The 15768-nt window shown below is 42.7% G+C and carries 11 protein-coding genes; 10 read left to right on the forward strand and 1 reads right to left on the reverse strand.

The window, feature by feature from the left end; genetic code table 11:
• Positions 1-193: 193 nt before the first annotated feature.
• Positions 194-982 carry a CAP domain-containing protein gene (locus DP73_RS19225; protein WP_034601807.1) on the reverse strand — a complete coding sequence of 263 codons (789 nt, stop codon included), beginning with the start codon at positions 980-982 and terminating at the stop codon, positions 194-196.
• A gap of 221 nt (positions 983-1203) precedes the next feature.
• On the opposite strand from DP73_RS19225, the gene DP73_RS22170 reads away from it, so the two are divergent.
• The 10 genes from DP73_RS22170 to DP73_RS19275 all read left to right on the forward strand — a co-directional run bounded on the left by DP73_RS22170 (position 1204) and on the right by DP73_RS19275 (position 15392).
• The gene (locus DP73_RS22170; RefSeq protein ID WP_052090877.1) at positions 1204-1935 is read left to right on the forward strand and encodes a PIG-L deacetylase family protein; all 732 of its coding nucleotides are present in this window, start codon (positions 1204-1206) and stop codon (positions 1933-1935) included.
• Positions 1935-3083: a DUF362 domain-containing protein gene (locus DP73_RS19235; protein ID WP_034601808.1), complete on the forward strand. Its 1149-nt coding sequence runs from the start codon at positions 1935-1937 to the stop codon at positions 3081-3083. The genes DP73_RS22170 and DP73_RS19235 overlap by 1 nt, the downstream gene beginning before the upstream one ends.
• A gap of 93 nt (positions 3084-3176) precedes the next feature.
• Positions 3177-4202, forward strand: coding sequence for a DUF1786 domain-containing protein (locus DP73_RS19240; RefSeq protein WP_034601810.1), 1026 nt, complete (start codon positions 3177-3179; stop codon positions 4200-4202).
• A gap of 106 nt (positions 4203-4308) precedes the next feature.
• Positions 4309-5121, forward strand: coding sequence for a diadenylate cyclase CdaA (gene cdaA, locus DP73_RS19245; RefSeq protein ID WP_034601811.1), 813 nt, complete (start codon positions 4309-4311; stop codon positions 5119-5121).
• A 2-nt stretch (positions 5122-5123) separates the two neighbouring features.
• On the forward strand, positions 5124-6365 hold the full coding sequence (locus tag DP73_RS19250; protein ID WP_034601813.1) for a CdaR family protein: 1242 nt from the start codon (positions 5124-5126) through the stop codon (positions 6363-6365).
• A gap of 4 nt (positions 6366-6369) precedes the next feature.
• A complete protein-coding gene (locus DP73_RS19255; RefSeq protein WP_034601814.1) occupies positions 6370-7971 on the forward strand; it encodes an FAD-dependent protein in 1602 nt (533 codons plus the stop codon).
• A 220-nt stretch (positions 7972-8191) separates the two neighbouring features.
• Positions 8192-9529, forward strand: coding sequence for a phosphoglucosamine mutase (gene glmM / locus DP73_RS19260; protein WP_034601816.1), 1338 nt, complete (start codon positions 8192-8194; stop codon positions 9527-9529).
• A gap of 659 nt (positions 9530-10188) precedes the next feature.
• The gene (gene glmS, locus DP73_RS19265) at positions 10189-12012 is read left to right on the forward strand and encodes a glutamine--fructose-6-phosphate transaminase (isomerizing) (protein ID WP_034601819.1); all 1824 of its coding nucleotides are present in this window, start codon (positions 10189-10191) and stop codon (positions 12010-12012) included.
• A 465-nt stretch (positions 12013-12477) separates the two neighbouring features.
• Positions 12478-13827, forward strand: a complete 1350-nt coding sequence (locus tag DP73_RS19270; RefSeq protein ID WP_034601821.1) for an amino acid permease — start codon at positions 12478-12480, stop codon at positions 13825-13827.
• A gap of 89 nt (positions 13828-13916) precedes the next feature.
• A complete protein-coding gene (locus DP73_RS19275; protein ID WP_034601823.1) occupies positions 13917-15392 on the forward strand; it encodes a protein adenylyltransferase SelO in 1476 nt (491 codons plus the stop codon).
• Positions 15393-15768: the final 376 nt, after the last annotated feature.

Raw genomic sequence — 15768 nt, forward strand, 5'->3', positions numbered from 1 at the left:
TATTTAAAGAAACGGGCGACGTGGAAACGGAGAAAGGGTATGCTCCGCTCATTTTTTTCGCATCTTATTCAGAACATAGCTCTCTCAGATTCTCAATTCATTATTAAGAGACAAAAAGGTGCCATGCAGTTTGCATAAGGCACCTTTTTGTCTACGGTCTGAAAGAACCTCTAAGAGGTTCTTTATTATTATGTTATTGTTGTAAGAATTCTTGAACATATAAGTTGCCGTAAGCAGTTCCGTAGGCTATTCCAACACCAACATGTGTAAAGCGAGGATCCAGGATGTTTGCTCTATGACCAGGGCTTTGCATTAAGGCAGCCATTGAACCCGGAACCGATTTATTGCCGGAGATGTTTTCTCCTGCCCAGCGTACTGTAATACCCACCTGTTGCATCATAGCCCAAGGACTCCCATAAGTTGGAGATGTATGGCTAAAGTAATTGTTAACTTTCATATCGTTGGCCTTGGCTCGTCCCACTGCTGTTAGACGTAGGTCAGCAACAACTGGATTTAAGCCGGCAGCAGCACGTTCTTGATTGATCATGTCCACCATGAGTTGTTCATCCGCTGTTAAAGCAGTTACTGGAGGAATTAAGTTGTTCGTTGGGTTAGTTGGAGAAACCGGAGTGGGTGCAGGTGTCTGCGTGGGTACAGGAGTCGGAGTAACCGGAACAGTGTTTTGGGTATAATTCTTTAAGGAAACAACATTTCCTTGGGAAGTAGGTGATGCTCCAATATAAACATTAGTGGGAGTCGAAACTGTAGGTTGGCTTCCTTGTACCGGAGCAGGAATAGGAGCAGGAGCAGGAGCAGGAGTTGGAGTCGGAGTCGTTACGGGGGAAGAGGAGCGAAGGCTGATAACAGAACCGGATAATTGACGCGGAGCACCAATTATTAAAGCAGCTTGAACCGGTAACGCAACAGTGGCCATTAGAGCGGTTAGTTGAATTCCCAACAAAATCTTTATGTAACTTTTCACGTACTTTTGTCCTCCTAACTTTATTTAAGGCTTGTCTTAAGACAACTGCAGTATAACATGAGAAGTTGCCTCTTGGAACTGGTATTTTATAGCAATAATATTTAGCATTATTCATAAGAAATTTCCCTCTAACCTTAAAAAGCGCTATAATAATAAAACAGATGTCAATTAGTAGTTAAATAATTATTTGCATAAATAAGAGAAGGGATGAAGCAATAAATATGAACAAAGAGATGTTGCTAATCTTTGCCCATCCTGATGACGAATCCTTTGCCTTAGGTGGAACTATTGCTAAATACGCCGAACAAGGTGTCAGAATTACTCTTGTTGTTGCTACTAAAGGAGAAGCCGGTAAAGCAGCTGGACTATGCAAGCAGGAAGAACTCGGGTTATTTAGAGAGCAGGAACTTAACTGTGCTGCGAAAGTCCTGGGGATTACTGAAGTCATCTTTTTGGAATATAAGGATAAAGAAGTTCCAATTTCCCCGCCTCTTGAAATAGTTGAGAAGCTTGTTCGAATTATACGTAAAGTTCAGCCTCAAGTAATAATTACCTTTGGTGCTGATGGGTCATCAGGGCACCGTGACCATAGAGCAATCCATCATTTTACCAAGGCCGCTATTAAAATGGCTAAAGAATTCATTGAACCGGAGTGGGGAAATCCGTATATTTTGCCACGCTTATGCTATGTTCAGGCCGGATGGAGGCTTGGGGATAATGTGTTAAAGGGACTTGACTATATTGTTGAGATTAAGCCATGGGCTGAGAAGAAAAAGAGAGCAATTGAAGAACACAAAACTCAATTGTTTTCACAGCAGAAGTTCGAGGCTTTAGATCAAAAAGCCAAACAAGATTATTATAGTCGAGAGTATTTTCAATGTGATTTTGAGTTAAGTGCTTTCCCTGGACGAGGTGAGGACATCTTTGCAGATATGGAGAGGGTGGGTTCTTAGTGGGAGCAAAGGTAGTGCTGAAATTTTGCCCAGACTACACAGCAGATGTAGAGAAGAGTTTAAGAGAAGGACTTTTGGAGTGGGGCGGAATGTCCACTTTTGTAAAGCCTGGGCAAAAGGTTCTGCTCAAAGTCAATCTGCTTATGAAAAAGCGACCTGAGGAAGCAGTTACTACTCATCCCAGTGTCGTCGAAGCTGTGGTTCGCCTTGTTCAGGAGGTTGGGGGAATAGCCATTATCGGGGATAGTCCCGGTGGACCTTATACAGTGAATGCTCTTCAAGCCATCTACTCTAAGTCAGGGTTGCGTGAGGTTGCAGAGCGTACCGGAGCAATTCTGAACGAGGATGTTGGACAAACGACAGTTCAATATCCGGAAGGAAAAATCGTAAAAAGTTTAACCGTAACAAACTGCGTATTAAATGCTGATGTGGTAATCCCTATATCAAAACTGAAGACACATGGCATGATGACTTTTACCGGTGGGGTTAAAATCTTATTCGGGGTTATACCGGGTCTTTTAAAAGCGGAATATCATCTGAAAATGTTTAAGATTTCCGATTTTGCCGACCTTTTAGTAGATATTGCTTCTTGGGTAAATCCATCGCTCAGTATTATGGATGGTATTGTGGGGATGGAAGGGGATGGCCCTTCAGCGGGCAACCCACGGAATGTTGGAGCACTTCTTATGAGTACAGATCCATACGCCTTAGATACTGCGGCGGCGGATCTAATAGGCTTAAAGCCCGAAAAGGTTCCTACTCTGATGGCAGCTCGTGAGCGAGGTTTTATAAGCAGGCTCAGTGAACTGGATTTAGTAGGTGATCCACGCTCCCTTTGGAGAATAGAGAATTTCAAAATTCCTAAAGCAGTATCCACTAATTTTCTGGATATGGTTCCTCTGCCTCAAGGTGTAAAGGATTTTGTAATGAATCGTTTGCGACCGTTGCCAATGTTTGAACATGAGAAGTGTGTCGGATGCAGAGACTGTGTTAATAACTGTCCTCCGAAAGCATTGACTATGAATGAATACGAGCGACCCACTGTCGACTTACAAGCTTGTATTCGCTGTTTTTGCTGTCAGGAGCTTTGTCCACACCATGCCGTAAAGCTCTATAAACCTTGGCTGGGAAGAAAACTGATTAAGTAAATGCAAATAAATAATTAATACGCAGATAACCTAAACATGAGATTCATTGAGTTGGAATTTATGGCATGTCTTTAGGTGGAGGGTGTTAGTAAAATGGCAGAAAGTGCACTAGTTATTGATGTAGGATCAGGTACTCAGGATATTTTGCTCTACCAATCAGGGAGAAACTTAGAAAACTGTCCAAAGTTTATAGTCCCTAGTCGAACCCAGATTGTCGCAGCCCAAATTCGAGAGGCTACATCTGAAAGAAAACAAATTTTTTTACATGGTCATTTAATGGGCGGAGGGGCAAGTTCTGCTGCACTAAAAAAACATATCGCTGCAGGTCTTAAAGTTTACGCAACTGCTGAGGCGGCGGTTACATTTAACGACAATTTGGCGATTGTAGAAGGTATGGGAATTCTGATTTGCGATAAACCTCCGGAACCGGTAACTTCTATTTGGATGGGAGATGTAGATACAGGTTCTCTGCGGCAGGCACTCGAAGCATTCAGCCTGGGTTATCCAACAAGAGCAGCAGTAGCTGTTCAAGATCATGGTTTTAGTGTTACGGAGAGTAATAGGACGCTAAGATTTCGGCTTTGGGAAGAATTCGTCCTTCAGGGTGGAGATTTGAAAAAGCTAGTCTTCACTGAGACTATTCCAAAAGTCTATACGAGAATGCGTGCCCTTCGAGACATTATTCCGAATGCAGTCGTGACTGATACTGGAACAGCAGCACTCTTGGGAATCATGGCAGATCAGTATGTTAAGCCTTACTTAAATCAGGGAATTTTGGCTATTAATATTGGGAATTCTCATGTCCTTGCTGCCGCCATACGTGGTGAACGGGTTTATGGAGTATTTGAGCAGCATACTAGTATGCTTGATACCGAATCTCTGGCGCATTATATCAAACGATTTCAATTGGCCGAATTGACCAATGACGAAATCTATGCAAATGGAGGACACGGAGCAGCTCTTCATCCGGATATGGGCTCGGGTTGGGATTTTGTGGTTGTTACCGGTCCGAGAAGAAATATGGCAAAACCAATGAACTGGTATGAAGCAGCACCTTACGGGGATATGATGTTAACAGGATGTTTTGGCATCTTGGCTGGAATGGGAATCATTAAGTAAAAAAAGTTTAATTAAGGCAAGGACTTTTTACATAAATGGAGAATTTAAACAAGGGAGATAATACTCTCTTACAGATTTTGAATGCATAAAGAAACGGGGGGGGACCATGGCCGAGTTTTTATCACAATTTCGTAATTTTGGACTGCGGAGCGCTATTGATATTATCGTGGTGGCGGTGGTCTTCTACCAGTTTTATATGCTCATTAAACGTACCCGTGCTGTTCAGTTAGTCAAAGGAGTAATGGTTCTTTTGGCGGTCTCTTTGCTAGCAAAATATTTTCAGCTAACAAGTATTAGTTGGTTATTAAATAAGCTCTTGGAAGTGTTTTTCATAGCTATACCTGTTGTTTTTCAGCCTGAACTAAGAAAGGCCTTAGAACAATTAGGTAGAGGGCGGTTTTTTACTCGGCATCCTTCTACCCCCGGTGTAGATACATTAGAACAAGTCGCCGAAGAATTAGTGCGTTGTACACAAGTCCTTTCTAAGAATCGGATTGGGGCTTTGATTGTGCTTGAACGTCAAACAGGAGTTCAAGATTTTGTAGAGACTGGAATCAAAATTGATGGAGTCGTATCATCTGAGTTTTTAGTCAATATTTTCATTCCAAATACACCACTTCATGATGGGGCGGTAATTATTCGGCGCGATCGAGTGGCTGCTGCCGGTTGCTTTCTTCCTTTGTCTGTAAATCCCGCTATTAATAAGGAATTGGGAACACGGCACAGAGCCGCTATAGGATTAACCGAGATTACCGACTCCTTAGCCCTCGTTGTTTCTGAGGAAACGGGAGCGATATCAATTGGAATAGATGGTGCACTGACACGGTTTACCGATGAAAAATCTTTGCGAGAATTATTGTTAAAGGAACTCGATATTAAGAGTATTCCTTCATCGGTTATTCCGTTTTGGAGGTGGTAGTGATGTTAGAGTTGTTGCGGAGAAACCTTGGTGTTAAGGTAGTCTCGTTTTTGTTTGCGATTCTCTTTTGGTTATATGTATTGAACCAAGGAACAACAGATAAGCTAATTCCTGAACAAACACTGACAATTCCCCTCGTGGTCAGTGAATTAGATCAAAAAATGGTTGTAATGACTCAACTCCCTTTAGTCCGTGTCCGTTTACAAGGAATTAATCCCAGTGCCAACATTAAAGATATCTATGCAGTGGTAGATCTTTCTTCCGGTATGCCGGGAAAAAGTACCTATGGCATTAAAGTAAATATCCCCACTGGGACTAATGTTGTGGATTATCAACCCAGCACTATTGAGTTAACTCTAGATACAGTTGAGGAAAAGATGGTTCCGGTGCAAGCAATTGTCTCGGGGAGCCCGGCGAATGATTATCAGGTAGGAAGCCTTATTATTAAACCCTCGGCGGTTAATGTACGAGGTCCCAGCTCTAAGCTAGGCACCTTAGACAAAGTGATAGTAGAAGTCAGTGTAGCAGGAGTGAATGAAACAGTTCAGGTTTCCAGACCTGTGAGCTTTCGTGATAAAGAAGGCAAACCGATTTTTGGACCTGACCCAAGCGTAACTATTCTAAGCGCTTATCCAAGCAGCGTAGATGTAATTGCCCCAATCATGGCGAAGGATCTGGCTTCAAAGATGGTTCCCCTTAAAGTGACAAGTATAGGGATCCCGGCCGCAGGAATGGAACTTCGCTCTTTAGTTCCATCTCCGGGTAGTGTGCAGGTTTCCGGAACCCAGCAAGCTTTGAAAGGCTTCGACACACTCAATATTGGGCCGGTGGACATTAGTAATTTGGCGGATAATAAAACCTTCCAGATACCTATCGAGCAAGTCGCTCTACCACAGGGAGTTTCCTTGATAGGTGGAACAACCATAAGTGTTACTGCTCAGATTGGGCCCGGTCCTGTTCAAAAAACGATTCCGGGGGTTGCGGTTCAAATTCGAAATGTAGGAAAAGATTTAGAGATAGATCAATCAATAGCCCCCATAGATATCGTAATCGAGGGGCTTTCCGATAACTTAAAGAATGTAACAGCAGACCAGATACAACTTTGGGTTGATGCTTCCGGTCAGGCAGTCGGCAGTTATACGGATGTTAATGTTTTCTGGCAGCTCCCTCCGGGAGTGACGATACCTACTACACCTCAAGTGACCTATAGCCTTAAAGCTCACTTGGAAAAAGGAGCAGAGTAAATAAGTGGATTTAGTATGGTCGAATTTGAGAATTTCCGTAGAAGAGGATGTTTTCTTAACCACTATTATGGCTCGCAAGTTAAAAGTGTCAGAAAATAGTATCAGTGGTTTGCGTTTTCTGAGGCGTTCCTTAGATGCTCGTAAAAAACCCCATTTAGCTTTCGTGTATACACTCCAATTCTCTCTTAATGTGCCGAGACCTGAAGGGAATCGAATTATGGCTCGGGTTTCCGGACTTAAGGAGGCACCGATCGAGGTTCCTGTTGTATGGACAAAACCCAGCAATACCCTGATTCACCGTCCGGTAGTAATTGGTGCCGGACCGGCGGGGTATTTTGCTGCATTATCATTAGCACGAAAGGGATATGCTCCCCTCGTCCTGGAACGGGGAGACTCCGTCGAAGAACGATCCCTTAAGGTTCAGGAATTTTGGGATAAAGGAAAGTTAGACCCTGAGAGTAATGTGCAATTTGGAGAAGGTGGAGCTGGGACTTTCTCAGATGGTAAACTCACAACTCGCATCCAAGATCGACGGATTTCGGAGGTTTTAGAAACTTTCGTCAAGCATGGAGCACCCTCAGAAATTCTCTACCTAGCGAAGCCTCACATTGGGACGGACATACTTAAAGATGTAGTTAAAAGAATTCGAGAGGAAATTGTATCTTTGGGCGGAGAGGTTCGTTTTCGCGCCAAAGTAACCGGATTGAAGTCATCCTTAGGCCGTCTAAGTAAGGTAGTTGTCAACGGAGAAGAGGAAATTCCCGCTGAAACAGCCATACTTGCAATTGGGCATAGTGCTCGGGATGTCTTTAAACTATTAAGCGATATGAATCTTACTTTGGAGAAGAAATCCTTTGCTATTGGCTTGAGGATTGAACATCCCCAGGCTCTAATAAATCAGTCTCAGTATGGAGTTGAGGAACACCCTCACCTTGGGGCTGCAGATTATCAGCTCACTTACAAGGATGTGAGAACCGGTCGAGGGGCCTATGCCTTTTGCATGTGCCCAGGAGGAAGGGTTGTCGCAGCTGCATCTGAGGAGGATGGGGTTGTGACGAATGGAATGAGCGGTTTTGCTCGGGATACGAAAATTGCCAACAGCGCGTTAGTCGTAACTGTTGGGGCAGACGATTTCCCGACATCTCACCCGCTGGCGGGTCTGGAATTTCAACGGGCCTGGGAACATAAGGCCTTTATTGCAGGTGGGTCTGCCTATAGGGCACCGGCCCAACGAGTTATTGACTTTTTCGAGCGACGTGTAACGGATCATTTTGATTTGTTACCCACTTATAGTCCCGGTATCAAACCGTATAACTTACATGAGGTACTTCCGGAAGTTGTAGGGGATGTTTTAGAGCGTGCTCTTCGAGATTTCAATGGAAAGATAAAAGGTTTTACTGGGAAAGAGGCAACTTTGACAGGGATTGAGACAAGAACCAGTTCCCCCATTCGCATTGTTCGAAATGCCCAAGGGGAATCTTTAAATTTGACGGGGCTCTATCCGACGGGTGAAGGAGCAGGATATGCCGGGGGAATTACAAGTGCGGCCGTCGATGGAATTAGAATTGCAGAATTTCTTATGGCGCAATTTGCTCCAATAGAGTAAACTAATGTAGTTGATTTTTATTGAGTATGTATATGGGTGATTCTATGCTATTCTAAGGGTATTGGGCATTTAGCTTTGGAACCATGATACATAAGATTATATCAACGAGTGAAATGACCTTTGCTCTGAAGGTAAAATTACAGATTCTGAAAATTATGTTTGAAGATTAAGAACTTTTTACAAGGAAAACAATACACTAAATAGGAAGGGAGGGAACGATTTGGATCGACTCTTTGGAACTGATGGGGTGCGTGGTGTGGCTAACAGCCAACTGACCCCCAGTCTTGCTTTTCGCCTTGGGCAGGCAGGTGCTTATGTACTTAGCAAGGAGCATCCACATCCCCGAATCATAATTGGCAAAGACACTCGAATCTCAGGAGATATGCTTGAAGCTGCACTTATTGCAGGGATCTGCTCAGTTGGAGCGGATGTCTTGCGGGTGGGGGTACTACCGACCCCTGGAATCGCCCTCTTGACTCGAACTCTTGATGTTAGTGCCGGTGTTGTTATTTCTGCCTCTCACAATCCAGTACAAGATAACGGGATTAAGTTTTTTGATTCTACAGGTTATAAATTGCCGGATGCTATTGAAGATGAAATAGAAAGAATCGTTGTCAGTACTGAAAAGCCCTGGGAAACCCCAATCGGCGGAGAGATCGGCCGGGTGATCGAAGTACCTGATGCTGAAGCCCGCTATAAGGATTTTCTAAAGAATACTGTGGGACGTCTGGATGGTATTAAAGTCGTTCTTGATTGTGCCAATGGAGCAGCATCCTTTGTTGGTCCAAAAGTATTACAGGAAGTAGGGGTTGAGGTAATCTCTATTTGTAATACACCAGACGGTGTGAATATCAATGCAGGCTGCGGGTCAACTCATCCGGAAAAGTTGCAGAAGGCTGTTCTGGAGCACAGCGCAGACCTAGGGTTGGCAATGGATGGAGATGCTGATCGTCTTATTGTTGTAGATGAACAGGGAACTGTTTTAGACGGGGACTTTATTATGCTTATCTGTGCTTTAGCACAGAAAGGAAAAGGAAAGTTAGCACAAAATGCAGTTGTTGTTACAGTAATGAGCAATTTAGGGCTGCATCTGGCTTTGAAAGAGGCAGGAATTGCGATCTATGAGACAAAAGTCGGGGATCGCTATGTTATGGAAGAATTAATCAGGACAGGTGCTCAGCTTGGTGGGGAGCAATCCGGACATATTATTTTCCTGGACAACAACACCACGGGCGATGGTTTATTAACTGCTCTGCAGCTCTTGGCAGTGATCAATGAACGGCAAATTCCTTTATCAAAGCTTGCATCTCAAATGCAACGGCTGCCTCAAGTTTTGCTCAATGCTAAAGTTCAACATAAGGAACGATTAATGAAGGATGCCCGAGTGCTTGCCAAAGTACAAGAGGCAGAGGATCTACTTAACGGTACAGGTAGAGTATTAGTACGCCCTTCCGGAACAGAGTCTTTAATTCGAGTAATGGTAGAAGGTCCAGACCAACAGAAATTAAAAGAATTAGCTCAAGAAGTAATTGACACTATTCTTCAATGTGATGAATAAAATACCAGTGGATACTTTTTGAATTTTGGCTATAATAGTTCATGTGTCTTTTGCAGTGAAGTTTACAGAGGTTTACGAAAAGAGGCACATGAACTAAGTCAGATCTGTCAAAATATCCTCTATCAGCATAAGTGGATAAGCATGTGAGCAGCGATTGTTTTAGTGATCTATTCATTGGAAAGAAGGTGATGCTATCGGTTAAAAGTAATTGGGATACTCTGGACGATTGAATCAGCCAAAGGCAATATCTTAAAGCGCCAGGACCTTTCTATTAATGGTAAGGTCGACGAGGAAGAGGGTTATCGAAGTATTCGGCGGATCCCTCTCGGTGGCTTGTCACCGTAAAGCTTGCTCAAAACCAAAGAGTAATTTTTGGGACAAAGGTAAAGCTGTCAAGACAAGGGGAAAGTGGGTTGAATTTGATCCCCCTTGCTTGTTGTTGCCAAGAATCTGATTAAAGTCGTCCGCCTAAGGATGGCTTTATTTTTTTCATCCGGGAACATGAGGTTTAACGTTCTTATTTGTAAGGCTATGAGTAAAAGGTAGTAGAAAAAGTGCTTGAATTGCTTATAAGAAAGTTCTAAAAATATTGTGCATATTGTTACATACTGAAGACGAGTATGGATGTACTATTATTATTTTGAGAGGGGTAAACGAAGATGTGTGGTATCGTAGGATATATTGGAAAAAGGGTAGCTATTCCTATTTTAGTTGATGGATTAAAGAAATTAGAGTATAGAGGGTATGACTCTGCAGGTGTGGCAGTCCTGGACTGTGAAAAAATTGTTGTTTCAAAAAGTGTCGGAAAGTTAGTTGCTTTAGAAGGAGAACTTGGGCAAGATTATTCCCAAGCTTCGATTGGAATCGGTCACACTCGTTGGGCGACTCATGGTCGACCATCTCAACTAAATGCCCATCCCCATTGCGATTGTAAGCAAGACTTTGTAGTTGTGCATAATGGAATCATTGAAAATTACCTGGAATTAAAAGATAAGCTTATTGAAAAAGGCCATAAATTTGCTTCGGAAACAGATACTGAGGTTTTAGCTCACTTATTGGAGGATTACTTTGAAGGTGACCTTGAAGGGGCAATGCGAAAGGTTCTAAAGACTATTCGGGGATCCTTTGCGATGGTCGCTTTAAGACGTCAGGAACCCGATAAATTGGTGGCAGCTCGCAAAGATAGTCCCATGGTGGTGGGTCTCGGCGATGGAGAATTTTTCATAGCGAGTGACATTACTGCAATTTTAAACTATACCCGTAAAGTTTATATTTTAGATGACGGTGAAATGGTAGTTATTACTGAAGAAGGGGTTAAGGTCACAGACTTTGAAGGGAATTCTCGCACGAAGGAAGTCTATGATGTAAAGTGGGATGCAGTAGCTGCCGAGAAAGGTGGATATGAGCATTTCATGCTCAAAGAGATCCATGAACAACCAAAGGCTCTGAGAGACACGGTGTTAGGCCGTCTGGAAGAGGAGCGAGTTGTCCTCCAAGAAGTAGACTTAACTCTTGATGAACTCGCTCAAATTAATAAGGTTTATATCGTTGCCTGCGGTACAGCCTGGCATGCAGGGTTAGTTGGCAAAACTCTGATCGAACGTTGGGCCCGCCTCCCTGTCGAAGTCGATATTGCTTCCGAGTTCCGCTATCGCTCCCCATTAGTCGATGAGCATACTTTAGTTGTCGTAGTCAGCCAGTCGGGGGAAACCGCTGACACCCTAGCAGCTCTGCGTGAAGCAAAAAACCGCGGTGCTCGGGTGGTTGCAGTTACAAATGTAGTCGGCAGTACCGTTTCCCGTGAAGCTCATGATGTAATCTTTACTTGGGCCGGCCCAGAGATTGCAGTAGCCTCAACAAAGGCATACACTACTCAGTTGGAGGGGATGGTTTTACTAGGACTCTATCTCGCTCAAGTCAAAGGGTCGTTACCTTCGGAAAAAATTGGAGAGATTATTGAGGCTTTGAAAAAAATCCCAGCTCAAGTTCAAGAGCTTTTGGATCAAGAGGGTTTAATTAAAGAATTAGCAAAATCCTTTGCGAAGGTAGAAAACACGTTTTTCATTGGACGCTCTCTAGATTGGGCTGTCGCAATGGAAGGATCTCTTAAACTAAAAGAGATTTCTTATATCCACGCGGAAGCCTATGCAGCAGGGGAATTAAAACACGGAACCTTGGCCTTGATCACTGAGGAAACGCCCGTTATCGCTTTAGCTACTCAACGGGATGTGTATGAAAAGACGATCTCTAATGTCAAAGAGGTAAAGGCTCGGGATGCCAAAGTGATCGGACTAACTTATGAAGGTAACACCAGCATGGCAAAGTCGGTTGATCATGTCATCTATATACCCGAGACCTTGGATGAGCTTTCACCCATGCTTACGGTTATTCCACTGCAACTGCTATCGTACTATGTATCTGTAGCAAGAGGGTGCGATGTCGATAAACCTAGGAATTTGGCGAAGAGCGTTACAGTGGAGTAAGGATAGTGTAAGTGTGAGTGTTGTTTGTTGAAGCTGGCAAAAAGGCAGGCATTGTTTTGAGGATTTAATTGATAAAAAAACCATTGAATAAGTGAATTTTTCTTCACCTTGAATATTTCCAAGTTTTTAGGGGCTATTTCCATAACAATGTTTTTGGAGTAGCTCCTTTTCCATTAGGATGAAGAAAATGTCAAAGGGCGTGATTAATCTTTGTTGAATTTACAATTCTCTTCCATGTAATTTTTCCTACATGTTATATAATATGGAGCTTAAGTTATAAGCAAAATTTTACTTGTTCGCACAAACTTCCAATTAGATAAAGTAGGGGATCTTGACTTGGGGAATATTAGCTAAATTTAGAAAACATCACGACTAGCGTTTATTTTTGTATCACATTATGTTAAAGTATTTTTGCTATACTATAGGAGTTTCTACAAAATACTTGGTGAATAGGAGATTGGATTAATGGAAAATGGGCTACAAAAGAAATATGGTCTAATGACAGCAATAGCAATGGTTATTGGTATTGTAATTGGCAGCGGAGTATTTTTTAAAGCGGAGAAAGTTTTGACCGCTACTGGAGGAAATCTTCCACAAGGTATTTTGGCATGGATTATTGGCGGAATTATAATGATTGTCTGTGCCTACGTTTTCGCAACCATGGCCACTAGATATGAGAAAGTTAATGGTGTCGTTGACTATGCTGAGGCTGCTCTCGGCAGCACGTACGGTTATTTTGTAGGATGGTTCATGGCAGCTATTTATTATCCAACTCTAACTTCAGTACTGGCTTGGGTATCAGCCAGATACACTTGTGTTTTGCTGGGATGGAATATAGTAGGCGGTGAAGCAATGGCCATTGCTGGATTCTTTCTGATTGGAAGCTATGCCTTAAACGCCCTCTCACCAAATCTTGCCGGTAAGTTCCAAGTCTCCACAACTGTGATTAAAATTATTCCTTTAGCCTTGATGGCAGTTGTCGGAACAATCGTTGGTCTAAGTAATGGGGTATTGGTTAGTAACTTTACAAGTGGTGTCATTGCTGAAGTGACTAGTAATAGTCCACTCTTTACCGCTGTTGTGGCTACTTCCTTTGCTTACGAGGGATGGATAATTGCAACTAGTATCAATGCCGAATTAAAGGATGCCAAAAAGAACCTGCCCTTAGCACTAACATTTGGAACACTGTTTGTTGCTCTCCTTTACATCCTCTACTATACAGGTTTGGCTGGGGCTGTCAGTAACAGCGTTATGATGAAAGGCGGCGAAGCAGGGGCAAAGCTTGCATTTTCCACAGTCTTCTCTAATGTAGGAGGTACTGTTCTGTTTGTTTTTGTTGTGATCTCTTGCTTAGGGACGTTAAATGGTTTAATGATGGGCTGTACACGTGGTTTCTACTCTTTGGCAGCTAGAGATATGGGTCCGGCGCCAAAGGTTTTAAAATGTATTGATGTAAACACGAATATGCCAACCAACTCTTCTATTTTAGGCGTTCTGCTTAGTGCCGTTTGGTTACTATACTTTTTTGGTGCAAATCTGACCCCAGTCCCTTGGTTCGGTCCGTTTAGTTTCGATAGTTCGGAACTTCCGATTGTTACCATCTATGCCATGTATATCCCCATTTTTATTATGATAATGGCAAAAGAAAAATCTCTGCACTTTGTTAAACGTTTTATTATGCCATTTCTCGCCATTTGTGCCTGTGTCTTCATGGTAATTGCTGCAATTTATGCTCATGGTAAAGCAGTGCTTTTTTACCTTGTTATTTTCTGTGTCATTATGATATTTGGAATGATCGTGAACTTCAAAAGGTAATAGTTATTTGTTCCGTTCCTGAATCATATTTAAGGTTAAAAAAGTGCATAATCTAAGATTAGGAAACAAAAAGTAGAAAAGGAGATGCAATGAAAAACCTTACAACAGTTATTGAAACAGGATGGAACTTTGATAACAGTTATAGCCGACTGCCAAAATCATTTTTCACTCAACTAAATCCAACCTCTGTAAGCTCCCCAAAGTTGACCGTTCTTAATAATATGTTAGCAACGTCCTTAGGACTGAATACGGAAGCCCTGGAAAGCAAAGATGGTATAGAGGTACTTGCCGGTAACCAGGTTCCTAAAGGTGCCTCACCACTTGCTCAAGCTTACGCTGGGCATCAATTCGGGCATTTTACCATGTTAGGGGACGGAAGGGCTCTACTACTTGGAGAACACCTTACTCCTCAAGGTGAGCGGGTTGATATTCAGCTTAAGGGCTCCGGGCGAACGCCATTCTCGCGTCGTGGCGATGGTCGAGCGGCGCTTGGACCGATGCTTCGCGAATACATCATCAGCGAAGCCATGCACGCTCTTGGTATTCCTACCACACGGAGCCTAGCGGTAGTGACAACAGGAGAGTCAGTAATTCGTGAGACTAAACTGCCGGGTGCAGTTTTGACACGTGTAGCAGCCAGTCATTTGCGAGTGGGTACTTTTGAATATGTAGCTAAATGGGGAACAGTTGAGGATCTCCAGACGATTGCTGATTATACGCTGCAACGACACTTTCCAAATGTTAGCGCTGGGGAGAATCGTTACCTTTTACTACTTGATGAAGTAATTAAACGTCAAGCCTTGCTAATTGCCAAATGGCAATTGGTTGGATTTATTCATGGGGTTTTGAACACTGATAACGTTGCTTTAAGTGGAGAAACCATAGATTATGGCCCTTGCGCCTTTATGGATACCTATGACCCGGCAACGGTATTCAGTTCTATCGACCTTAATGGACGCTATGCCTATGGAAATCAGCCGCCTATTACCGAATGGAATCTTGCCCGATTTGCTGAAACCCTATTGCCACTCTTGCATGAGAATCAAGTGCAGGCAGTGAAATTAGCTGAAGAGGCGCTTTCTGATTTTGTTAAGCAGTTCCACAGCAATTGGCTAGCGGGAATGCGAGCCAAACTAGGAATAGCTAATGAAGAAAAAGAAGATGAATCTCTAATAGAAGACCTGTTAAGAATGATGGAAAAATATCGTGCAGATTATACTAATACCTTTCGTGCTTTAACGTTTGATACTCCTGAAGAAACGGTGTTATTCGATGCCCAAGAATTTAAAGATTGGCATATGGCTTGGCAGGCAAGGTTAGGTAGGCAGAAAGAACCGAAGACTGCTATCCGTGAGTTAATGCGAAAATCTAATCCTGCTCTAATCCCTCGCAACCATCGAGTAGAAGCTGCTTTGGAAGCTGCAGTAAAACAAGAAGACTATAAGGTGATGCAACAGCTTCTTGCTGTTCTTTCAAATCCCTACGAACACTCTGCTGAACAGATCGATTACTCCAAGCTGCCTGAGTTAGCTAACTGTTCTTATCGAACCTTTTGCGGTACCTAATAGGGAACTCTATTTGTTTATTCAACCAATTGATTAGAAACAGCTAGCTTTTTACAATTAAACATCATTAGGTTATGAGGTAACGATGGATTTTAATCGAATCATGAATAATAACCTAACATTAAATAAAATAATAGTTGACAATACTTCTTAAAAGGTGTAATCTAACAAAGCGCCAACACGACGCATTGATTGAACAAAGAGATGCTTAAACGCTTTGAAATGGCAATCAAAAAATTAAATCTTTGTATTGACAACGCAAGTTGAAAATGCTAAGATATGATTCCGGCCCAAACGGGTCAAAACAAAAACATGGTCTTTGAAAACTAAACAACAAGGACAGCCAATGAGAGAGACTCGCAAGAGTTTCAAAATA

The sequence above is a fragment of the Desulfosporosinus sp. HMP52 genome (assembly GCF_000765145.1).
In the GTDB taxonomy this organism is placed as follows: Bacteria; Bacillota; Desulfitobacteriia; order Desulfitobacteriales; family Desulfitobacteriaceae; genus Desulfosporosinus.